This is a genomic window from Vibrio sp. T13N, assembly GCF_032970445.1.
Classification (GTDB): domain Bacteria; phylum Pseudomonadota; class Gammaproteobacteria; order Enterobacterales; family Vibrionaceae; genus Vibrio; species Vibrio diabolicus.
In genome coordinates this window covers 30,797-53,274 of sequence record NZ_JAWJYE010000011.1, presented here as the reverse complement: position 1 = coordinate 53,274, position 22,478 = coordinate 30,797, and the positions used below count along the sequence as shown (strand labels likewise).

Genomic DNA, 22,478 nt, shown 5'->3' with positions numbered 1-22,478 from the left:
TTTTTGTATTCTTTACTCGAAATATTCTTGAAGCAGTGAAGCGGTCATATCGGGTGATCCGCAACACTGCGACATTCCTAAGAGCGAGTAAATTAAACCGAGCGATTAACCAGCATCGACTTAATATGGCCGATGGCTTTCGTCGGATTTAATCCCTTAGGACAAACACTTACACAATTCATGATGCCATGGCAACGAAAAACGCTAAATGCATCATCAAGATCAGACAAACGTTCATCTGTTGCCGTATCGCGGCTATCAATTAGCCAACGGTACGCCGCAAGAAGACCAGCTGGACCGATGAATTTGTCAGGGTTCCACCAGAATGATGGGCAAGACGTTGTACAACATGCACACATGATACATTCGTACAATCCATCTAAATGCGCACGGTCATCAGGCGATTGTAGGTTCTCGCGTGATGGTGGTAATGCACCATCATCAATCAAGAATGGTTTAACTTTCGCATAGTTATCATAGAACTGCGTCATGTCAACGATAAGATCGCGCACGACAGGTAACCCTGGCAGTGGACGAATAACTATCTTATCGCCTTGTAGAGCAGATAACGGTGTGATACACGCTAGACCATTTTTACCGTTCATGTTCAAACCATCAGAACCACATACCCCTTCACGGCATGAGCGACGGAACGCGATGCTTGGATCTTGCTCTTTTAGCAGAATCAATGCATCAAGCACCATCATGTCTGAGCCTTCGTCTACCTCAAGGGTATACTCCTTCATGTAAGGCTTGGTATCCACATCCGGATTGTAACGGTATAAAGAGAAGTTCAATTTCATAGTCGTATCCTCCCTTTAGTATGTACGTACTTTCGGCGGGAAAGCTTCACGATGCGTTGGCGTCATGTTCACATCACGCTTAGTCATCGCTTCTGTTTCCGGGTTGTAGATAGAGTGGCATAACCAGTTCTCATCATCACGCTCAGGGAAATCGAAACGTGCATGTGCGCCACGGCTTTCAGTACGGTAGTTCGCCGCTACGGCTGTAGAGAATGCTGTTTCCATCAAGTTGTCTAGCTCTAGACACTCAATACGTTGCGTGTTGAATTCAGAAGACTTGTCCGCTAGATGTGCATCTTTCAGACGCTCGCGAATCACTTTCAACTCTTCTAGACCCGTTGCCATTGCATCGCCTTCACGGAATACCGAGAAGCTGTTTTGCATGCAAGCTTGTAGGTCTTTACGGATTTGAACTGGATCTTCACCGCCAGTACTATTTTCCCAACGCATGGTACGCGCTAGAGATGCCTCAATATCAGATTCAGTTGCAGGGCGTGCCTCAGCTTGCGCTGCGAGCGTTTCGCCAAGGTGCAAGCCAGTCGCGCGACCAAACACGACCAAGTCTAGTAATGAGTTGCCGCCTAGACGGTTTGCTCCGTGTACTGATACAGAAGCAATCTCACCACATGCATATAGACCTTGTACTTCCATCTCGCTGCCGTCAGCCTTTTGCTTGATTGCTTGGCCAGACACTTGAGTCGGTACACCACCCATCATGTAGTGACAGGTTGGAATTACTGGAATTGGCTCTTTCACTGGATCAACGTGCGCGAAAGTACGAGACAGCTCACAAATACCAGGCAGACGTGACTCAAGCACTTCTTTACCAAGGTGATCCAACTTCAGCTTAATGTGTGGACCCCAAGGACCATCACAACCACGGCCTTCACGAATTTCGATCATCATTGAACGTGCAACTACGTCACGACCAGCAAGGTCTTTCGCGTTAGGAGCATAGCGCTCCATGAAGCGTTCGCCATCTTTATTTAGAAGGTAACCACCTTCACCACGACAACCTTCTGTTACAAGAACACCTGCACCAGCGATACCCGTTGGGTGGAACTGCCACATTTCCATGTCTTGCATAGGTACACCCGCACGCAATGCCATACCTACACCGTCACCAGTGTTGATGTGTGCGTTAGTGGTCGACGCGTAAATACGACCAGCACCACCTGTTGCTAGAATCGTTGCTTTCGATTTGAAGTAACAAATCTCGCCTGTTTCCATACAAATCGCAGTACAGCCCATTACGGCGCCGTCTTGGTTTTTCACCAAGTCTAGTGCATACCATTCCGAGAAAATGGTGGTTTTGTGTTTCACATTTTGTTGGTAAAGCGTATGAAGAAGCGCGTGACCTGTACGGTCCGCAGCAGCAGCTGTACGTGCAGCTTGCTCACCACCAAACTCTTTTGACTGACCACCGAATGGACGTTGGTAGATAGTACCGTTATCAAAACGAGAGAATGGAAGACCCATTTTTTCTAGTTCGATAACGGACTCAGGGCCATTTTTACACATGTATTCAATCGCGTTCTGGTCACCGATGTAATCGGAACCTTTAACGGTATCGTACATGTGCCATTGCCAATCGTCTTTGTGCGAGTTACCCAGAGCAACGGTAATACCGCCCTGTGCAGACACAGTATGAGAACGTGTTGGAAATACTTTTGACAACAAAGCACATGATAGGCCTTGTTCTGAAATTTGTAGTGCAGCGCGCATACCTGCACCACCAGCGCCGATTACTACGGCGTCAAACTCACGAACTGGAATAGACACTTACGCACCCCACAGAATAAATAGACCAGAGAAGACATAGCCGAATAGCACGGCAATAACACCAAGTTGCAGTGCGCCACGCAGTTTCGCGCACTTAATGTAATCCGTTAATACCTGCCACAAACCGACCCATGCGTGGATCAGGATCGAGACAAGTGCCAACATGGTGAATACTTTAGTGAAGGTACCACCAAAGAATTGGGTCCAAGATGCGTAAGAGATATCTGAAAATGCACAGAAGCTAATCAGATAAATCGTGTATAGCGTCATAATGATTGCAGTTGCACGAATTAGTAGGAAATCGTGTACACCATTACGACCAAATGAAGATACGTGTTTTACCATACCAAGATCCCCGCCAATAATGATAATACTGCTGTTGCACCAAACGCGACTTTAGCGCTCATCGTGCCAGAATCTAGCTCTTCAAAGTGACCTAGATCCATCAACAAGTGACGGATACCACCTGCAATGTGGTAGGCAAGTGCAGTAAGAATTCCCCACAGGATGAATTTTACGAAGAAGCTATCGACGATGTCAGCGGCTTCCATAAAACCCATTGGGGATGACAGAGAAATGGACAGTAACCACAGTAGTATACCCACCGCAACAAACGTAATTACCCCAGACACACGGTGTAGGATGGATGCGATTGCTGTGATAGGAAAGTGGATGGTCTGTAAATCTAAATTAACAGGTCTTGACTTTCTTTCTTTCACGGGCTTGCTCACTCAGCTCCATTGAGCATTTATTGTTATAACCAATTTCAGCTTCCAAACGTACAAAAGTTAACATCTATTTAACAAATATCACGGGTAACCACCCAGATAATTGTAAACAACTTGTTAACAATCGGAGTCCAGCAACAAACCTCACTCTTTGTTTCTAGCCCCGAATTTATAAGGATTTAACTAAAATTTTCTTAGCCAATATACGGCGAGCAACATTCTAATACAATTGGTGTAACAAATTATGCTACATAGAACAGATTTTTAACGATTTTCATGAGAAAAATCATAACAAGTGCACACAAAGATGGAGAAAAATTGACTTTAAGCTTTAACAACAGTACAAAAATGGCACATAAACATCCTGGACGGATTAAATAATAAACAAAGGAGATTGTTATGGCGGATAAGAAAGCGACCCTTCATGTTGAAGGTCAAGCGCCAATCGAACTGCCAATTATGGACGGTACGCTAGGTACACCTGTAATTGACGTTCGTAAGCTGGGAGCCAATGGTTACTTTACTTTTGACCCAGGTTTTCTTGCCACTGCATCTTGTGAATCATCAATCACGTACATCGATGGCGGCAAAGGTATTCTTTTGCACCGCGGTTTCCCGATTGATCAATTAGCCAATAACGCAGATTACTTAGAAGTATGTTACATCCTTCTTTATGGTGAAGCCCCTACCCGAGAACAATACGAGCAATTCAAGACGACCGTAACGCGTCATACTATGGTCCACGAGCAAATCGCAAGCTTTTTCCATGGCTTCCGACGTGATGCTCACCCGATGGCAGTAATGTGTGGTGTAGTCGGTGCACTTGCAGCCTTCTACCACGACTCTCTTGACATCAACAACGACGAGCACCGTGAGATCGCGGCGTACCGTCTGCTATCGAAGATGCCGACACTGGCTGCAATGTGTTACAAATACTCTATCGGTCAGCCATTTATCTACCCACGCAACGATTTGAGCTACGCAGAAAACTTCCTACACATGATGTTCGCAAACCCTTGCGAAGAGTATGAAGTAAACCCTGTCGTTGCTCGTGCAATGGATAAAATCTTCACGCTACACGCGGATCATGAACAGAATGCGTCGACGTCAACTGTACGTCTAGCTGGCTCTTCTGGTGCTAACCCATTTGCATGTATTGCCGCTGGTATTGCATCACTTTGGGGACCTGCTCACGGTGGTGCAAACGAAGCGTGCTTGAGAATGCTAGAAGAGATTGGCAGCGTCGATAACATCCCTGAGTATGTAGACCGCGCGAAAGACAAAGATGACCCATTCCGCTTAATGGGCTTTGGTCACCGCGTTTATAAAAACTACGATCCACGTGCGACAGTAATGCGCGAAACGTGTCATGAAGTTCTCAAAGAGCTAAACATTCAAGACCCTCTACTAGATGTAGCAATGGAACTTGAGCGCATTGCGCTTTCTGATGAGTACTTCGTTTCTAAGAAGCTGTACCCGAACGTAGACTTCTACTCAGGTATCATTCTTAAAGCGATTGGTATTCCAGTTTCTATGTTTACGGTTATCTTCGCGATTTCTCGTACCATCGGCTGGATTGCTCACTGGAACGAAATGCACAGCGATCCACTGAACCGCATCGGTCGTCCTCGTCAGCTATACACTGGTGAGACACAGCGTGAGTTTTCTCCACTTCACGAACGTGAATGATCTTTTTAGTTAGAAGATAAACAAACAAAAGGGTTGAGATTTTGTCTCAACCCTTTTTTCTTTTCAGCGTTTCACGTTATGAATAGCGAACACTAAACCGGATTATCAATATCGATAAACTCCACATGTAGGCCATATTCATCCGCTAGCCATTTTCCTAAAGCCTGAACACCATAACGCTCAGTAGCATGATGACCTGCAGCAAAGTAATGAATGTCCATTTCTCGCGCAGTATAGGTTGTACGCTCAGAAATTTCGCCAGAGATAAACGCATCTAATCCGTGTTGTACAGCAAGCTCAATAAAATCCTGTCCTCCACCAGTGCACCAACCGACCGTCTCAATCATCTTATCGGTATTCTCTGGAGCAATATGCAGTGGTTGTCTATCAAGAACTTGATTGATCTTTCTCGCAAACTCAGCACCAGACATCGGTTTTTTCAAGCGTCCAAACATGGCTACTGATTGAGGATGTCCTTCAAGCCCACCTTCTACTTCGATTTCAAGTAAGCGAGCTAATTCGGCGTTGTTGCCTAGCTCTGGGTGAATATCCAGAGGAAGGTGATAACCATATAAGTTTATATCGTTTTTGATCAGACTACGAATTCGTTTACCTTTCATACCACGAATTGGCTCAGGTTCACCTTTCCAAAAATAACCGTGATGAACGAGTAATGCGTCTGCATTAAGCTCAATCGCTTTATCGATTAAGGCTTGGGAGGCAGTTACGCCAGTGATAATACGCTTTACGGCTGGCGTCCCTTCTACCTGTAACCCGTTTGGTGCGTAATCTTTAATTAACTGCGGTGACAGTTTGTCATTAAGAATCTGTTCTAGCTTTAAGTTATTCATTATTACTTCCAATTTCTAGCGCATGTAAACCTAAATAACCTCTCGATGAAATCAGACCGAGAATGTGCAACCTAGTTGATACAACAACGTTTTGACATCTGGCACCTTGATATCATTTAGGTACTTAAAGTGTATCTCGAACCCTAATATCGATGCTAGCCACCCTACCCTCAAAAGCAAATTTAGTTACAATAACAAAGCTTGTCTCCTCACCATACATATAGGGATACGGATGAACCAACTGCAACGCTTTTACCAATGGATCGCCACTTCACCTCCTCTTTTCAAGTTACGCCCTCCGTTTACAACCTTAGAGGATCTTTCGGTAACGCCTTTAAATAACGCTGAGCAATACAATGGTAATCCAAGATTGGGCTTTTTATATCAGCACTTATGCACTGCAGTTCTCTCTAGTTCAGAACGATATCAGGTTATCGCGGAAGAGGTTCAGTTAAACGACATCGAAGGTAAGACCATTGGTGCTATCGACTTGGTGTTGCGGAATACAGAATCAAATCAAATAGAACACTGGGAAGTAGCGATTAAGTTTTATCTTCTTTATAACGGCGTTTGGTATGGTCCGAATGCTCACGACCAGCTGCATACAAAACTGAATAGAATGCTTACTCATCAGTTGAAAATGAGCGATCGCCCGGAATTTCAAAAAATAATTCCGTTAAACGACGCCCCACAAGAACGTCTATTGATGCAAGGACGACTCTATATTAATCCGTTTACTCCAGAGCCAACTCCTAGCGAGTGCTTGGGTTATGAATTAAATCCAAGCCAGATTAGTGGTTACTGGTGCTACCAGGGCCAATGGGAGTTAATCGGTAAGCCACTTTATCATTTACACAAACCATGCTGGGCGATTGGTACGGACGATTTCTCTCAACCCATTGAAAAGCCTTCAGACCGATTTGTACATGCACAAACGGAAGACGGTCAATTCTGGTTTGTGGTACCGGATTCCTGGCCCGGAAACGACTCAGTTCAGGAATCTTAAAACGCAAAAGGGTTGATGCTTGCACATCAACCCTTTGTTTTCTAAATCGACTATTGGATGGTTTACAGGCCGGCAGCTGCAAACACTTGATTAACGATCTCTTGTGCTTCTGCTTCGATTTGTTTTAGGTGCTCTTCACCTTTGAAGCTTTCACAGTAAATCTTGTAGATGTCCTCTGTGCCTGATGGACGAGCAGCAAACCAGCCGTTGGCAGTCGTTACTTTTAGACCACCGATTGCAGCACCATTACCAGGCGCATGCGTGAGACGAGCCGTAATTGGATCACCCGCTAGTGTTTCAGCCGCGACCATTTCTGGTGACAATTTCTTCAGTACATCTTTTTGAGGGCCATTCGCTACAGCTTGAATACGGTTGTATTTCGACTCACCGTGTTTCGCCGCTAGCTCTTCATAGTAGTCTTGTGGGTTCTTACCCGTTACCGCAGTGATCTCTGCCGCTAGAAGACATAACAAGATGCCGTCTTTGTCTGTTGACCAAGGCGTACCATCTTTACGAAGAAAAGATGCCCCGGCACTTTCTTCGCCACCGAAGCCGAATTTACCAGTGTACAGACCATCAACAAACCATTTAAAGCCTACTGGTACTTCACATAGCTCACGACCTAGATCCGCAACAACACGGTCAATCAGTGCACTTGATACTAGTGTTTTACCAACCGCTACATCTTTACCCCATGCGTCACGATGGCGGTATAGGTAGTCGATACAAACGGCTAAGAAGTGATTCGGGTTCATCAAACCTTTTGGCGTAACGATACCGTGACGGTCGTAGTCAGGATCGTTACCAAATGCTAAATCGTATTCGTCTTTCAGTGCCAATAGACCCGCCATTGCGTAAGGAGAAGAACAGTCCATACGTACAACACCGTCTTTATCGAGAGACATGAATTGGAAAGAAGGATCAATCGCTTCACTTACTAGCGTTAGGTCTAGGTTGTATGCCTGACCAATTTGACGCCAGTAATCGATGCCGCTGCCACCCAATGGATCTACACCAATCTTCAGATTCGCTTTTTGGATTGCTTCCATATCGATAACGTTCACCAGATCATCGATATAGGGTTTAACCAAGTCCATCTCCACAAACAGATCCGATGCTTTTGCTTCTGCTAGTGGTAAGCGTTTAACACCTTGTAAACCTTCGGCAATCAGTGCGTTCGCACGATCTTCGATAGCTTGAGTCAACTCAGCTTCTGCTGGACCACCGTGAGTCGGATTGTATTTGATACCGCCGTCTTGTGGTGGGTTATGAGATGGCGTAATCACAATACCGTCTGCTTTTTCATCGTGCTTGATGTTGTAAGTCAGAATTGCGTGCGAGATACCTGGTGTTGGCGTGTAGCCGTTATCCTGCTGTACGATTACTTTTACGCCATTCGCAATCAAAACTTCAATCACGCTAGAAAATGCAGGTTCAGACAAAGCATGCGTGTCTTTACCGACAAACAAAGGACCTGTGGTCCCTTGCTGGGCACGAACTTCTGCAACCGCTTGAGCAATAGCCAAAATGTGGTTTTCGTTAAATGTATGCTTATCAGCGGTACCACGGTGACCTGATGTGCCGAATTGAACCTTGTGATCGGGGTTCTTAGCATCAGGTTGAAGCAAGAAGTAATTGGCAACAAGTGCCGGAATATTATGAAGATCTTCCTGCTGCGCTTTTTGCCCAGCACGAGGGTGCATAGCCATGTTTGACATCCTTTCTTTAAATACAAATAAAATTAAAAAAGCCTCATAATATCCGCTAACTGCGACACATTATGAGGCTTCTATCAGGTTTCTTAGATTGAACCTGTTACTTTTTCTATTAAGTCAGGTTGGTACCCCATGTGTGTCATCACTTGTTCAACCATCTGTCTTTTACGACTGGTATTGTTGTTCGTGATAACCCAAAACGGTGTGCCAGGAATGGCTTTTGGCTTGGTCGTGTTGCCATTTGCCAACAAGGTTTCTTCATTATCTGCAAAGTACACGCGTTTGCGTCCCTTTACATTCGTAGCCTGCGCGAAACCTTCTGGATTTAATTTATGTAAGGTCGATAGTACTAACATAAAGCGATCAATCGCTTTTTTTAGACCGGCAAACTCATCAGAAATAAGCAGCGAACGCATTTCTTTCACTACATCAACAGATTCCGTTTTACCCGCATCTTTACTTACTACAATCCCTTGTGGCTTCTCTACTACAGGCGCGGCTTCAGCTTCCTGCAACTGACCATCAAGGTTTAAAAGGCGTCGCAAAATATCCGAGGCGCTTTCACCGATATGCTTAGTTTGGCTAGCAATGTAACGGTATAGATCCTCATCAACCTCAATTGTTTTCATTCGCTTTTCACATTCTCAATGTTTAAACTCTGGGGGATTATAACGAGATCCTCTCGGATACTCCACGTTAAACCCATCACGAATAAGATAAAATGTCAGCATTACTCAACTATAAGCAGGAAGGCCAAGGCCAAACAGTTGTTTTGATTCACGGATTGTTTGGTAGTTTAAGTAATCTGGGTCTACTAGCCCGCGATCTTATTAAAGATCACACGGTGATCAGTATTGATCTGAGAAATCACGGCCTCTCTTTTCACTCAAACATTCATAATTACGCCGACATGGCAAAAGATGTGGCACAACTCCTACAACACTTAAATGTTGATCCATCTATTATTATTGGGCATTCAATGGGTGGAAAGGTCGCGATGACACTGGTGGACATTGCTCCAGAGCTCGTCAAACAGTTGGTTGTGCTCGACATGGCACCTGTCGCCTACACAGCAAACCGTCACGACAATGTGTTTAATGGTTTACACGCCGTAATTAACGAAAAGCCAGCAAGCCGTCAACAAGCGATGGATATCCTAGCTCAACATGTTGAGATCGACGGTGTAAGACAATTTCTCTCTAAGTCACTATACAAAAATGGCGATAAAATGGACTGGCGGTTTAACGTACCGAGCCTTTTTGAGAATTACGCACAAATTATCGGCTGGCAGGAAATTGCCCCAACAGACATACCCACTCTGTTTATTAAAGGTGGTGATTCCGATTACTTAATGCCAGAGCACCAACCTGCGGTGCAAAAACAGTTCAAACAAGCAAAAGCACATATTATCGCTAATACTGGCCACTGGCTTCACGCCGAAAAACCGGCTGAAGTAATGAGAGTCATTCGGAAATACATTTCGAGTTAACAAATTCGAAAAGCAACAATAGATTATTGAAATAACCCTTCTTGTAGTGCATTAACTTTACCGTTTAACAGTGGTATAGTGCGTCCAAGATTTTTCGGCATGAAGGACTAAAATGCTTTACGACTATATGGATATGCTCGAGTCTATTGGGCTCGATCTTCTTTTTGCTGCTATCTTCTTTTTCATCGGGATGGCGATAAAAGATGTGCTAAAGCAAGGCAATGTACCTGTTTTTGGTCGTCGTATTGTATGGTTAGTCCTTTTCCTAGGCTGTGCTGGCTTTATTGCAAAAGGTGTAATTCAGCTAACTTGGGAAGGCTCTGGGTTAGGTTAAACCCTTAGTACCATCGCCAATAACAAACAATGTAAAGGTATAGACTCTATGGCAAGTGTAGGTATCTTCTTCGGTAGCGACACAGGTAATACTGAAGCCGTTGCAAAGATGATTCAAAAGCAACTAGGTAAGCATCTAGTTCACGTTCAAGACATCGCGAAAAGCAGCAAAGAAGACATTGATAACTTCGATCTTCTTCTTCTAGGTATCCCAACTTGGTACTACGGTGAAGCACAATGTGATTGGGATGACTTCTTCCCTGAACTTGAGCAAATCGACTTCTCTACTAAGCTAGTGGCTATCTTTGGCTGTGGCGACCAAGAGGACTACGCAGAATACTTCTGTGACGCGATGGGCACAGTACGTGATATCGTTGAGTCTAAAGGCGGCACAATTCTTGGCCATACTTCAACAGAAGGCTACGAATTTGAAGCGTCTAAAGCACTTGTTGAAGGTGACGAAAGCCAATTCGTAGGTCTATGTATCGATGAAGACCGTCAACCGGAACTGACTGATGAGCGTGTTGAGAACTGGGTTAAACAGATTTACGAAGAAATGTGTTTAGCTGAGCTTGAAGGCTAAATAAATCGAATTATGCAAAGACCTCCGATTGGAGGTCTTTTTGTATATTTTCACAAAGCATCGGTGAGCACTTCCTCTTCGCGATACTGAGGTTTCTTTCTTACATAAAGCTTGCGTTGAACCTCTGAAACCACATTCCCCTGCTTATCTTTTACATGGGTAATAAATTCAGGAAAACACTTTTCTCCATTCCGTGTCATTTGATAAATGTTTTCTAGCATTCCTTCAGTGACCTCAAATTCTGCAAATAAATCACTTTGCCCTGGCTTAATAAAGTTAATACTCGCCTCTTTATCCCACACGTAATACTCCTCGCGTAGAATCCCCATCAGCATCAACGAGTAAATGGGATCAGTTAAAGAGAAAATACTGCCACCATACTGAGTACGATTGGCGTTTTTATTCCACCAGCGAAGTTTCAAACGCACCTTGACGGTACGAAAGTCTTCAGAAATATGTAAGATTTTAATACCAGCGCCCCAAAAAGGTGGCCAAATATTGAGTGCGAATTTTACAATTCCTGGTTTGTATATCTTCGCAAGTCGCTTATTCATCGCAGTCCGTGCCCTCTCCAAGCTCAATGTTACATAATTGTAACTGGTCAGATCTGTAATATAATCGACCTGTTTCTAATTTACAAAAAGATTCTATTAACCCTTTGAAGTTCGTGGTTTAATGTTCTGAGCGCTTATCCTATAATGGTAGGAAGATTGAATTCTGTTAAATCGCTGCAGATGATCCAACGGGAAAGTATATGTCAGATAATAATYAGGCGCTGAAGGATGCGGGTTTAAAAGTAACCCTTCCAAGGCTAAAAATTCTAGAAGTACTTCAGCAGCCAGACTGCCAGCACATCAGTGCTGAAGATTTGTACAAAAAGTTGATTGATCTAGGTGAAGAGATTGGCCTAGCAACTGTTTACCGAGTTCTAAACCAATTCGATGATGCTGGTATTGTAACTCGTCACCACTTTGAAGGTGGTAAGTCAGTCTTCGAATTATCGACTCAACATCACCACGACCATCTAGTGTGCCTAGACTGTGGTGAGGTAATTGAATTTTCTGACGATCTTATTGAAGAACGTCAAAAAGAGATTGCAGCTAAGTACAATGTCACGCTAACAAACCACAGCTTATACTTGTACGGCAAGTGCAGTGATGGTGGTTGTAAAGACAATCCAGATGCACACAAACCAAAAAAATAACGGTTTGTTGATTTAAAATAAACGTCAGCTCATGCTGGCGTTTTTTGTTTCTGAGGGCGATATCTTTCAATAGCTGAATTGCCGTACCAACTTTTGTAAAGCGTCGATTAGACTTACCAATTCAAACCTTAATAAACATCATTGTTTTGCTTCCAAACCGAACATTTATCAAACGTCCCTCGTTCTTAAGCAACTCCCTACACTACCTATAACCGCCGCATTACGATAATGAGAATAAAAAAATGCCAGCATTTGCTGGCATTTTTATCGGTTTTTGCATTAATCGAGATTATTGGTTCTCAATTTTTGCCCAAGTATCACGTAGACCAACCGTACGGTTGAATACTAGTTTATCTGCTGAAGAATCTTTCGAGTCTGCGCAGAAGTAACCCATACGCTCAAACTGGTAGCCTTTTTCTGCTTCTGCTGACGCTAAGCTAGGCTCTACAAAACCATTGATCACAACTAATGATTCAGGGTTGATTGTAGAAGCAAAGTCTTCTGCTGCACCCGGGTTTGGAACCGTAAATAGACGATCGTACAGACGGATTTCCGCTGGTAATGCTTTATCAGCTGATACCCAATGAATCACACCTTTTACTTTACGGCCATCAGCCGGGTTCTTACCTAGTGTGTCTGCATCGTAAGAACAGAAGATAGTCGTGATGTTGCCTTCGGCATCTTTTTCAACGCGCTCTGCTTTGATCACGTAAGCACCACGTAAGCGAACTTCTTTACCTAGCACTAAACGCTTGTACTTTTTGTTCGCCTCTTCACGGAAGTCTTCACGCTCAATCCACAACTCACGAGTGAATGGTACTTCACGCACACCCATCTCTGGTTTGTTTGGATGATTAGCAACCGTCAAGTTTTCTACTACACCTTCTGCAAAGTTTTCGATAACAACTTTAACAGGATCCAGCACAGCCATTGCACGCGGAGCGTTCTCGTTTAGGTCATCACGAATACAAGACTCTAGTGAGCTAAACTCGATCATATTTTCTTGCTTCGTTACACCAATACGCTTACAGAACTCACGGATAGATGCTGGCGTGAAGCCACGACGACGCAGACCTGAGACTGTTGGCATACGTGGGTCATCCCAACCGTTAACCAGTTTTTCAGTGACGAGTTGATTAAGCTTACGCTTAGACATCACTGTGTATTCAAGGTTTAAGCGACTAAACTCGTACTGATGTGGACGGCTTTCGATCGTGATGTTGTCTAGAACCCAATCGTACAGACGACGGTTATCCATAAACTCAAGCGTACAGATAGAGTGTGTAATGCCTTCTAATGCATCAGAGATACAGTGCGTAAAGTCGTACATTGGGTAAATGCACCACTTATCACCAGTTTGGTGGTGCGTAGCAAAACGCACACGGTATAAAACTGGATCGCGCATAACCATGAATGAAGAACCCATGTCAATCTTGGCACGAAGACACGCTTTACCTTCTTCAAATTCACCAGCGCGCATTTTTTCAAATAACGCTAAGTTCTCTTCAACAGAACGGTCACGGTATGGGCTTGGTTTACCTGGCGCCTTTAGCGTGCCACGGTATTCACGAATCTGCTCTGGACTTAGCTCATCTACGTACGCTAAGCCTTTGTTAATCAATTCAATTGCATATTCGTAAAGCTTATCGAAGTAGTTTGATGAGTAACATACTTCACCACTCCACTCAAAGCCCAACCAGTTTACATCTTTCTTGATAGACTCAACGTATTCGATGTCTTCTTTTTCAGGGTTCGTATCGTCGAAACGTAGATTACATTGACCCTGGTAGTCCTGAGCAATACCGAAGTTCAAACAGATAGACTTAGCATGACCGATATGCAGGTAGCCATTTGGCTCCGGCGGGAATCGAGTATGCACGCTAGTGTGTTTACCATCCGCTAGATCTTTATCAATGATCTGGCGAATAAAGTTTGATGGACGAGCATCAGCTTCACTCATCTATAGCACCTCAAAAATATTAGTATTGTCAGAGAAAACGGAACTCTGCATCCAAGTATGGTTTTGCAGAGTACATTGTTTCTAATGATCCACAATTCTAAGCAATTAGACAACAAGAACTCGCGCTAAAACGACAATATTTATCGAGTTAGTGCGAAAGCACAGCAGATTCAAAGTGCCAAAACAAAAAAAGACCTCCCGAGGGAGGTCTTTAGTCAGATATCAGTTCGATGTAATTAAGGCAATTTTACATTCGATAGGTCTTCATTAGCACCGATTGCTTTCATTTCGCCAGCAACGATTTCAGCTAGAGGGCCAAGGATAACTTGAAGGTTGTTTTCACCAAGTTTAACAACACCTTTCGCACCCAGTTTCTTCAGTACTTCCTCATCAGCGACTGAACGATCTTTTAGCGTCAAGCGTAGTCGAGTGATACATGCGTCGATTGAAGTTAGGTTGTCATGACCGCCAAGTGCTTTTAAGTATTGGCGAGCTAGGTCACCACTTTTCTTCTCACCAGCAGGCGCAGCTGCTTCGCTGTCGTCATCTTCACGACCAGGCGATTTCAAGTTGAATGCGCGGATTGCGAAGCTGAATGTGAAGAAGTATAGAGCACCAAAGCCAAGACCAACTGCACCAAGTAGTAACGGTTTAGTTGCTAGACCGTAGTTCAACAAGTAGTCAATTAGACCAGCTGAGAATGTGAAGCCGTGTAGCGTACCAAGCATGTTAGCAACAACAAGCGACAGACCAGTGAACACTGCGTGAATAGCGTATAGTGCAGGCGCTAGGAATACGAACATGAACTCTAGAGGCTCTGTGATACCAGTTAGGAATGAACAGAATGCAACAGAGAACAATGCACCACCAACTTGGCTGCGTTTCTCAGCAGGAGCCGCTAGGTACATAGCAAGCGCCGCACCAGGTAGACCGAACATCATTACTGGGAAGAAACCGTTCATGAACACACCTGCGCTCTTATCGCCGCCGAAGAAACGGTGTAGGTCACCAGATTTAACTGTTTCAGTTACTTCCTTCACTGTTGCAGTGATTTCAGGAGTGACAGAGTTAGCGAATTCAAATGTATGAGTTTGACCAGCCACAAGCGTTTTCGCTAGCGCAGGATCAACACACAGTTGTTGTAGAGCAGGAAGCGCTTGACCCGCAGCATTTGCACCAGTTACTAGCACTTCTTGACAAGACCCCATACCAAACCAGAAGAATGAGTTAAGTACGTGGTGTAGACCTACAGGAATAAGGGCTCGGTTCAGTGTACCGTAGATAAACTGACCAATAGCGCCAGAAGTTGAGATACCATGCGCAAGCGCATCTAGACCACCTTGAATTGTTGGCCATACAATGCCACCAACTGCACCAGCAACTAAAGCGAATAAACCTGCCATAATCGGCACTAAACGTTTACCAGAGAAGAAAGCAAGCCACTCAGGAAGACGTGTAGCATGGAAAGCGTTGTAAGAGTGGCCAGCAATAATACCTGCGATGATACCACCAAAGAACGACATGTTTACTGATGCATCAATTGTTGACGCTGTCGCTGTCAGTACAAAGTACGCAACTGCACCAGCCAGGCCAGCTGCACCTTGACCGTCTTTAGATAGACCGATCGCAATACCAAGGCCAAATAACAATGGAAGGTTAGAAAAGATTGAGTTACCTGCTTGTGCCATAAATGCGATGTCAAAAACATCCGGCTGGCCCAAGCGCAGTAACAAGCCTGCGATTGGCAAAGTCGCAATAGGAAGCATAAGAGCTTTACCTAACTTCTGCGCGTATCCGAGAATATTCACCTTAAGTTCCCCCTATAGGATTAGATGTTATGTTGAATGACTTATTTCAGTCGTCCAATTTAGTCATCCTCAGTTTATGACATTAATTTTGCTCCGCAAATTAAAAGCTCACCGTTTGTGATCATAATCACCACAATTTGCCCTTTCGGAAGGTTTTTGCTAGCGAGATCATAAAACTTATTTTATTATACGAAAAAATGGCGTTTTAAAGATAATATTCTCGCACTTTATGCAAGGCAGAATCAGTGTTATTTTGGTATCTAGGCGGGTAAATCACTGTAACTTTGCTCTGAAAAAGAATCATAAAAAACCATACAATTATTACTTTTCAGTTAGTTACTATGACAATAACATCGATAAAACGCGACTTGCTGTATGTGACTCGTTATCTAATTCAGTGATACAAACTAAGTACCCATATGACTAAAGCAGTCTCCACTTAGGTAACGATATAGAAATTGAATTCTCATCTATAAGGACTAGCTGACTATGTACGCGCTAAGTAACTGTAAAATTTATACCGGTAGTGATGTTCTTACCGATCATGCGGTCATCATCGAAAACGACCTTATTCAATCTATTGTACCGGCTGCAGAGCTACCTCAGGGCATCGAAGTGAAAGACCTCGCAGGCGCAAACCTAAGTCCGGGCTTTATCGACCTGCAACTGAATGGCTGTGGCGGTGTAATGCTAAACGATGCAATCACACCGGAAACCATGCAAATCATGCACGAAGCAAACCTCAAGTCCGGCTGTACTAGCTTCTTACCAACGCTCATTACTTCATCAGACGAAGATATGCGAACTGCAATTTCTGCCGCTCGTGAATACCACAACCAATATCAAAACCAATCACTTGGTCTACACCTAGAAGGTCCTTATCTTAACGTCGCGAAAAAAGGTATCCACAACGTCGATTTTATTCGCCCGTCAGATGAAAGCATGATTGATCTTATCTGCGCAAACGCCGATATCATCGCTAAAGTAACGCTTGCACCAGAGCAAAACGATCCAGAGCATATTGCACGATTAAAAGCAGCCGGCATCGTAGTTTCTATTGGTCATACAAATGCGACCTACGCCGAAGCGCGTAAAGGCTTTGAAGCAGGTATTACTTTTGCCACACACCTATTTAATGCGATGACACCAATGGTTGGTCGTGAACCTGGAGTTGTTGGTGCAATTTACGATACGCCTGACGTTTATGCTGGCATTATTGCCGATGGTTTCCACGTAGACTACGCAAACATCCGAATTGCTCATAAAATCAAAGGTGACAAGCTTGTTTTGGTGACGGATGCCACAGCTCCAGCAGGTGCTAACATTGATCACTTTATTTTTGTCGGTAAGAAAGTATATTACCGAGATGGTAAGTGTGTTGATGAAAACGGCACACTAGGCGGCTCAGCTTTGACAATGATAGAAGCAGTTCAGAATTCAGTTGAGCACGCGGGGATCGCTTTAGACGAAGCTCTACGAATGGCCACGTTATACCCAGCAACTGCAATTGGTGTTGAGGATCGCCTTGGCCGAGTTCGAAAAGGGATGGTTGCAAACCTAACCATTTTCGATCGTGACTTCAAAGTAAAAGCGACGGTTGTTAACGGACAATACGAGCAAAATTAAGCATGAATGGCGGACAGATTGGTAATGTAGATTTAGTAAAACAGCTTAACAGCGCTGCGGTATATAGGCTGATTGATCAGCAAGGTCCTATCTCCCGTATTCAAGTCGCAGATGTGAGCCAGCTCGCACCTGCTAGTGTTACCAAAATAACCCGCCAACTTTTAGAGCGCGGCCTTATTAAAGAGGTCGCCCAGCAAGCTTCAACTGGTGGTCGTCGTGCAATCTCTCTGACCACCGAAGTCAAACCCTTCCACTCTATTGCGGTTCGTTTAGGTCGAGATTACGTACAATTTTGTTTGTACGATTTAGGTGGCACTGCACTTGCGGAAGATCAGCACGAACTGCATTACACCAACCAAGCTGACTTGATCGCTGGGCTTATCGATTTACTTAAAGACTTCGTAAACCGTTGCGAAGACAAAATTGATCAGCTCATCGCAATTGGTATTACGCTACCGGGCCTTGTTAACCCAACAACAGGCGTAGTTGAGTACATGCCGAATACCGATATCGATAATCTAGCGTTGGGTGAAATTGTTGGAGAGAAGTTTAATACCGCATGCTTTGTTGGGAATGACGTACGTGGCATGGCGTTAGCGGAGCACTACTTTGGGGCAAGCCAAGACTGTCAGGACTCCATTTTAGTTAGCGTTCACCGCGGTACTGGCGCAGGTATTATCGTTAACGGCCAGGTTTTTCTTGGCTTTAACCGCAACGTCGGTGAAATTGGTCATATCCAAATCGATCCGCTTGGTGAACAGTGCCAATGTGGGAACTTTGGTTGCTTAGAAACCGTAGCAGCGAACCCAGCCATTATCCAACGAGTAAAACAACTGATTGCTCAAGGCTATGAGTCAAGCTTGACTGACCTTGAAAACATCACGATTGAAGCAGTGTGTCAGCATGCAATGGATGGTGACGAACTTGCAAAGCAGAGTTTAGTGCGAGTGGGTAACCAGTTAGGTAAAGCAATTGCAATTACCGTTAACTTGTTTAACCCTCAGAAAATTGTCATTGCGGGCGACATTACTGCCGCACAAGACATAGTCTTCCCTGCAATTCAACGCAATGTCGAAAATCAATCTCTCAAAACTTTCCATAACGACCTTCCTATCGTGGCTTCACACATTGATAAGCAGCCAACGATGGGCGCATTTGCGATGATTAAACGCGCAATGCTAAACGGAGTTTTGTTACAAAAGTTACTTGAAGACTAAGTTTATACAACTAATTGAGTTACAATCTCGGGCTGTGTTTTCACAGCCCGTTTTTGTATATCAGGAATACAGCTCAACAGTATGGAAATTATTCTAATTACAACAGCTTTTTTAGCTGGCTTTATTGCGCTTAAATGTAGCCTCCCTCCCCTCGTTGGTTTTCTACTGGCAGGATTTGGTTTGCATGCATTTGGCTATCAAAGCAATGACGTTATCGTCACTCTTGCAGATCTTGGTGTCACTCTTCTTCTATTCACGATCGGACTCAAGCTTGATGTCAAAACGCTACTGTCCAAAGAAATATGGGGAGGAGCGACCGCCCACAACATACTGTCTACCGCTTTTTTTGCACTAGCGCTATCAGGTTTAAAACTACTGGGCTTAACTTCGCTCGCCAGTATGGATAGCGGTCAAATCCTACTTTTAGCGTTTGCACTATCGTTCTCCAGTACCGTTTTTGCCGTAAAAGCATTGCAAGAAAAAGGGGAAATGAACGCCACCTACGGCACACTCGCGATCGGTATCTTGGTTATGCAAGATATTTTTGCCGTGGTATTCCTGACTGCTTCAACCGGAAAAGTCCCAGAATGGTATGCCATTGGTTTGTTCGCATTGCCTTTCCTTCGTCCACTATTCTATAAGCTGTTAGATAAAGTTGGCCACGGCGAAATGCTGGTGCTGTTCGGTATTTTCTTCGCGCTTGTTGTTGGGGCAGGGCTATTCGAACTGGTCGGTATGAAACCAGACTTGGGCGCGCTGATTTTAGGCATGTTGCTCGCAGGCCACCCTAAAGCTTCAGAGCTATCAAAATCGCTATTCAATATGAAGGAGCTGTTCTTAGTCTGCTTCTTTTTAAACATTGGCTTGTCCGCTTCATTGAGCGTCAATGGCGTCGTACTCGCCCTACTATTTATCTTACTGCTGCCTATAAAAGGGCTCTTGTACTTCGTCACGATTAATCACTTTAAGTTTCGAGTACGTACCTCTTTGCTCGCCTCTTTATCGCTGTTCAACTACAGTGAGTTTGGCCTTATAGTCGCAGGGTTGGCCTATAAAATGGGCTGGATGCCAAGCGATATGCTCGCTGCGATTGCGGTTGCGGTGTCTGTGTCCTTTATTATTTCTGCGCCACTTAACCGCCTTAGCCACAAAATTTATCAACACTCCGGCAAGTGGCTGCAAGAGACAGCCGCAGAAAAGCTTAACCAGCGTGACCAACTCATTAACCCTGGGCATGCCCAGGTATTGATCTTAGGCATGGGGCGCATCGGGACTGGGGCCTATGATGAATTACGTGCGCGCTATGGCAAAATTTCACTAGGCATAGAAATTCGTGAAGATGCAGCACATCAGCACCGTTCAGAGGGAAGAAACGTGATCGCTGGCGATGCCACAGACCCAGATTTTTGGGAACGAATTTTAGATACAGGTCATGTCAAACTGGTGCTGCTTGCCATGCCTCATCATCAAGGTAACCAAACCGCACTTGAGCAGCTTAAACGCAGAAAATATAAAGGGCAAATAGCTGCTATCGCCGAGTACCCAGATCAGTTGGAAGGTTTGCTGGAAAGCGGAGTTGACGCCGCATTCAATATATACAGTGAAGCAGGTAGCGGTTTTGCTCGACATGTGTGTAAACAACTTGAACCTCAGTTCACACCAATAAAATAAGCAACCATACTAATATTTTTTAAAAGCCTTTCTATCAATAGAAAGGCTTTTTTGTATGGTTTTTATACCAAACCTTGATTCCATTCACCAAACCAGCCATTAAATTAAATAATATTTACACAACAAGGCTTTTTATCATTTTTATAATCACAAAACGTTGCTTTTTTTACTAGTAGTGGCAAATTGAAGCCATACCGATTAGAAATTATTTAGTTTAGTAAGGATGTAGTATGTGTTCAGTATTTGGCATTTTAGACATTAAAAGCGATGCAGCCGCATTGCGCCCTATCGCATTAGAAATGTCGAAAAAACTTCGTCATCGTGGCCCTGACTGGTCTGGGATTTACTCTTCAGAGCGCGCTATTTTAGCGCATGAGCGCTTGGCGATTGTTGGTCTAAATAGTGGTGCACAACCGCTATACAGCCCTGATAAAAAGCTCATCCTTGCAGTCAATGGTGAAATCTACAACCATAAAGAAATTCGTGCTCGTTACGAAGGAAAATACGAGTTTCAAACCGATTCAGACTGTGAAGTCATTCTTGCACTGTACCAAGATATGGGTGCAGATCTCCTTGAAGAACTAAACGGTATTTTCGCTTTTGTTCTGTACGATGAAGAAAAAGACGAATACTTAGTCGGTCGCGACCACATTGGCATTATCCCTCTTTATCAAGGTCATGATGAGCATGGCAACTACTATGTTGCATCAGAGATGAAGGCACTTGTTCCAGTATGTAAAACAGTGAGCGAGTTCCCTCCTGGTAGCTACTACAGCTCAAAAGATGCCGAGCCAACGCGTTACTATGTTCGTGACTGGAACGAATACGCTGCAGTTCAAGGTAACACCACCAGCAAAGAAGAACTGACTGAAGCGCTAGAAGCGGCTGTTAAACGCCAACTAATGACTGACGTGCCTTACGGTGTACTTCTTTCAGGTGGTCTAGATTCTTCTATTACATCTGCGGTAGCAAAACGCTTTGCAGCGATGCGAATTGAAGACGATGAAAAGTCAGAAGCTTGGTGGCCACAACTGCACTCTTTTGCTGTGGGTCTAGAAGGTGCACCAGATTTAAAAGCAGCTCGCGAAGTTGCCGACCAAATCGGTACCGTTCACCATGAAATGACTTATACAATTCAAGAAGGTCTCGACGCGATTCGCGACGTGATTTACCACATCGAAACGTACGATGTGACCACCATCCGCGCATCCACACCTATGTTCTTAATGGGTCGCAAGATCAAAGCGATGGGCATTAAGATGGTACTTTCTGGTGAAGGTGCAGATGAGATCTTTGGTGGTTACCTATATTTCCACAAAGCACCAAACGCGAAAGAGTTCCACGAAGAAACAGTACGTAAGCTGCTTGCTCTGAACATGTTTGACTGCGCGCGCGCAAACAAATCGCTAGCGGCATGGGGGGTTGAAGGCCGAGTACCGTTCCTTGATAAAGAGTTTATTGATGTTGCAATGCGCCTAAACCCAGCAGATAAGATGTGTGGCAACGGCAAAATGGAAAAACACATTCTACGCGAGTGTTTTGAGCATTACTTGCCAGAGTCGATCGCATGGCGTCAAAAAGAGCAGTTCTCTGATGGCGTAGGTTACAGCTGGATTGATACGTTGAAAGAAGTCGCAGAGCAAAAAGTGACGGATCAGCAGATGGAAACGGCTCAATACCGCTTCCCATACAACACGCCAACCACCAAAGAAGGTTACGTGTACCGAGAAATCTTTGAAGAGCTGTTCCCACTACCTTCAGCGGCTGAGTGTGTGCCAGGTGGTCCTTCAGTAGCTTGTTCATCAGCGAAAGCGATTGAATGGGATGAGTCATTCCAAAACTGTGTAGACCCGTCAGGTCGTGCGGTGCAAACCGTCCATAACGACGCTTACTAAGCGACTAAGTAGGGTATCATGCCCTACTCCTAATCGGTAACCATCGTTGTTTTGCTAAGCTCGCTAAACAGCGTCCCACTGCTGGTGATTACCAGCAAGATTAAAAAAGAGGTGCCAA

The 22,478-nt window shown here is 44.3% G+C and carries 20 protein-coding genes; 10 read left to right on the top strand and 10 right to left on the bottom strand.

The annotated features are described in order from the left end of the window. Positions 1-92 precede the first annotated feature (92 nt). The 4 genes from R2S67_RS17320 to sdhC are packed head-to-tail and all read right to left on the bottom strand — an operon-like array spanning position 93 to position 3,316. A complete protein-coding gene (locus R2S67_RS17320) occupies positions 93-803 on the bottom strand; it encodes a succinate dehydrogenase iron-sulfur subunit (RefSeq protein ID WP_005382174.1) in 711 nt (236 codons plus the stop codon). Positions 804-818: 15 nt separating this feature from the next. Then, the gene (gene sdhA, locus R2S67_RS17315) at positions 819-2,585 is read right to left on the bottom strand and encodes a succinate dehydrogenase flavoprotein subunit (protein WP_005393016.1); all 1,767 of its coding nucleotides are present in this window, start codon (positions 2,583-2,585) and stop codon (positions 819-821) included. Next, a complete protein-coding gene (gene sdhD / locus R2S67_RS17310) occupies positions 2,586-2,930 on the bottom strand; it encodes a succinate dehydrogenase, hydrophobic membrane anchor protein (protein WP_005382169.1) in 345 nt (114 codons plus the stop codon). Next, entirely contained in the window at positions 2,924-3,316 is a 393-nt protein-coding gene (sdhC, locus tag R2S67_RS17305) for a succinate dehydrogenase cytochrome b556 subunit (protein ID WP_017634811.1), read from the bottom strand. Before sdhC ends, sdhD begins: the two co-directional genes overlap by 7 nt. Before the next feature lie 396 nt (positions 3,317-3,712). On the opposite strand from sdhC, the gene R2S67_RS17300 reads away from it, so the two are divergent. Continuing rightward, complete coding sequence (locus tag R2S67_RS17300; RefSeq protein WP_005382163.1) at positions 3,713-5,002, top strand: citrate synthase; 1,290 nt, start codon at positions 3,713-3,715, stop codon at positions 5,000-5,002. A gap of 92 nt (positions 5,003-5,094) precedes the next feature. On the opposite strand, the gene R2S67_RS17295 is transcribed toward R2S67_RS17300, so the two are convergent. Then, positions 5,095-5,853: a Nif3-like dinuclear metal center hexameric protein gene (locus R2S67_RS17295; protein WP_317345961.1), complete on the bottom strand. Its 759-nt coding sequence runs from the start codon at positions 5,851-5,853 to the stop codon at positions 5,095-5,097. A 232-nt stretch (positions 5,854-6,085) separates the two neighbouring features. Between R2S67_RS17295 and R2S67_RS17290 the strand changes: the two genes are divergently transcribed. Beyond that, positions 6,086-6,859, top strand: coding sequence for a DUF1853 family protein (locus tag R2S67_RS17290; RefSeq protein ID WP_317345960.1), 774 nt, complete (start codon positions 6,086-6,088; stop codon positions 6,857-6,859). 62 nt (positions 6,860-6,921) lie between these two features. On the opposite strand, the gene pgm is transcribed toward R2S67_RS17290, so the two are convergent. Next, complete coding sequence (pgm, locus tag R2S67_RS17285; RefSeq protein ID WP_012842047.1) at positions 6,922-8,568, bottom strand: phosphoglucomutase (alpha-D-glucose-1,6-bisphosphate-dependent); 1,647 nt, start codon at positions 8,566-8,568, stop codon at positions 6,922-6,924. 92 nt (positions 8,569-8,660) lie between these two features. Further along, positions 8,661-9,203: a replication initiation negative regulator SeqA gene (gene seqA, locus R2S67_RS17280; protein ID WP_005393026.1), complete on the bottom strand. Its 543-nt coding sequence runs from the start codon at positions 9,201-9,203 to the stop codon at positions 8,661-8,663. A 92-nt stretch (positions 9,204-9,295) separates the two neighbouring features. On the opposite strand from seqA, the gene R2S67_RS17275 reads away from it, so the two are divergent. The 3 genes from R2S67_RS17275 (at position 9,296) to fldA (ending at position 10,979) form a co-directional block, all read left to right on the top strand. Continuing rightward, a complete protein-coding gene (locus tag R2S67_RS17275) occupies positions 9,296-10,063 on the top strand; it encodes an alpha/beta fold hydrolase (RefSeq protein WP_046874257.1) in 768 nt (255 codons plus the stop codon). Positions 10,064-10,175: 112 nt separating this feature from the next. Then, a complete protein-coding gene (locus R2S67_RS17270; RefSeq protein ID WP_005393038.1) occupies positions 10,176-10,397 on the top strand; it encodes a DUF2788 domain-containing protein in 222 nt (73 codons plus the stop codon). Positions 10,398-10,445: 48 nt separating this feature from the next. After that, complete coding sequence (gene fldA, locus R2S67_RS17265; protein WP_046874258.1) at positions 10,446-10,979, top strand: flavodoxin FldA; 534 nt, start codon at positions 10,446-10,448, stop codon at positions 10,977-10,979. Between the two features lie 50 nt (positions 10,980-11,029). Here the strand turns inward: fldA and R2S67_RS17260 are convergent, their stop codons facing one another. After that, positions 11,030-11,533 (bottom strand): DUF4442 domain-containing protein, encoded by a 504-nt coding sequence (locus R2S67_RS17260; protein WP_005393042.1) that lies wholly within the window; start codon positions 11,531-11,533, stop codon positions 11,030-11,032. Between the two features lie 200 nt (positions 11,534-11,733). Between R2S67_RS17260 and fcrX the strand changes: the two genes are divergently transcribed. After that, positions 11,734-12,183: a ferric iron uptake transcriptional regulator FcrX gene (gene fcrX, locus R2S67_RS17255; protein WP_317345954.1), complete on the top strand. Its 450-nt coding sequence runs from the start codon at positions 11,734-11,736 to the stop codon at positions 12,181-12,183. Between the two features lie 289 nt (positions 12,184-12,472). Here the strand turns inward: fcrX and glnS are convergent, their stop codons facing one another. After that, a complete protein-coding gene (glnS, locus tag R2S67_RS17250) occupies positions 12,473-14,143 on the bottom strand; it encodes a glutamine--tRNA ligase (protein WP_317345952.1) in 1,671 nt (556 codons plus the stop codon). A gap of 236 nt (positions 14,144-14,379) precedes the next feature. Further along, complete coding sequence (gene nagE, locus R2S67_RS17245; RefSeq protein ID WP_006742711.1) at positions 14,380-15,951, bottom strand: N-acetylglucosamine-specific PTS transporter subunit IIBC; 1,572 nt, start codon at positions 15,949-15,951, stop codon at positions 14,380-14,382. Positions 15,952-16,440: 489 nt separating this feature from the next. Here nagE and nagA point away from each other — a divergent pair, with 489 nt between their 5' ends. The 4 genes from nagA (at position 16,441) to asnB (ending at position 22,360) form a co-directional block, all read left to right on the top strand. Then, positions 16,441-17,577, top strand: coding sequence for an N-acetylglucosamine-6-phosphate deacetylase (gene nagA, locus R2S67_RS17240; RefSeq protein ID WP_317345950.1), 1,137 nt, complete (start codon positions 16,441-16,443; stop codon positions 17,575-17,577). Between the two features lie 2 nt (positions 17,578-17,579). Continuing rightward, positions 17,580-18,794: an ROK family protein gene (locus R2S67_RS17235; RefSeq protein ID WP_006742713.1), complete on the top strand. Its 1,215-nt coding sequence runs from the start codon at positions 17,580-17,582 to the stop codon at positions 18,792-18,794. Between the two features lie 81 nt (positions 18,795-18,875). Next, the gene (locus tag R2S67_RS17230; RefSeq protein ID WP_006742714.1) at positions 18,876-20,465 is read left to right on the top strand and encodes a cation:proton antiporter family protein; all 1,590 of its coding nucleotides are present in this window, start codon (positions 18,876-18,878) and stop codon (positions 20,463-20,465) included. Between the two features lie 230 nt (positions 20,466-20,695). Continuing rightward, entirely contained in the window at positions 20,696-22,360 is a 1,665-nt protein-coding gene (gene asnB / locus R2S67_RS17225; protein ID WP_005393054.1) for an asparagine synthase B, read from the top strand. Positions 22,361-22,478 lie beyond the last annotated feature (118 nt).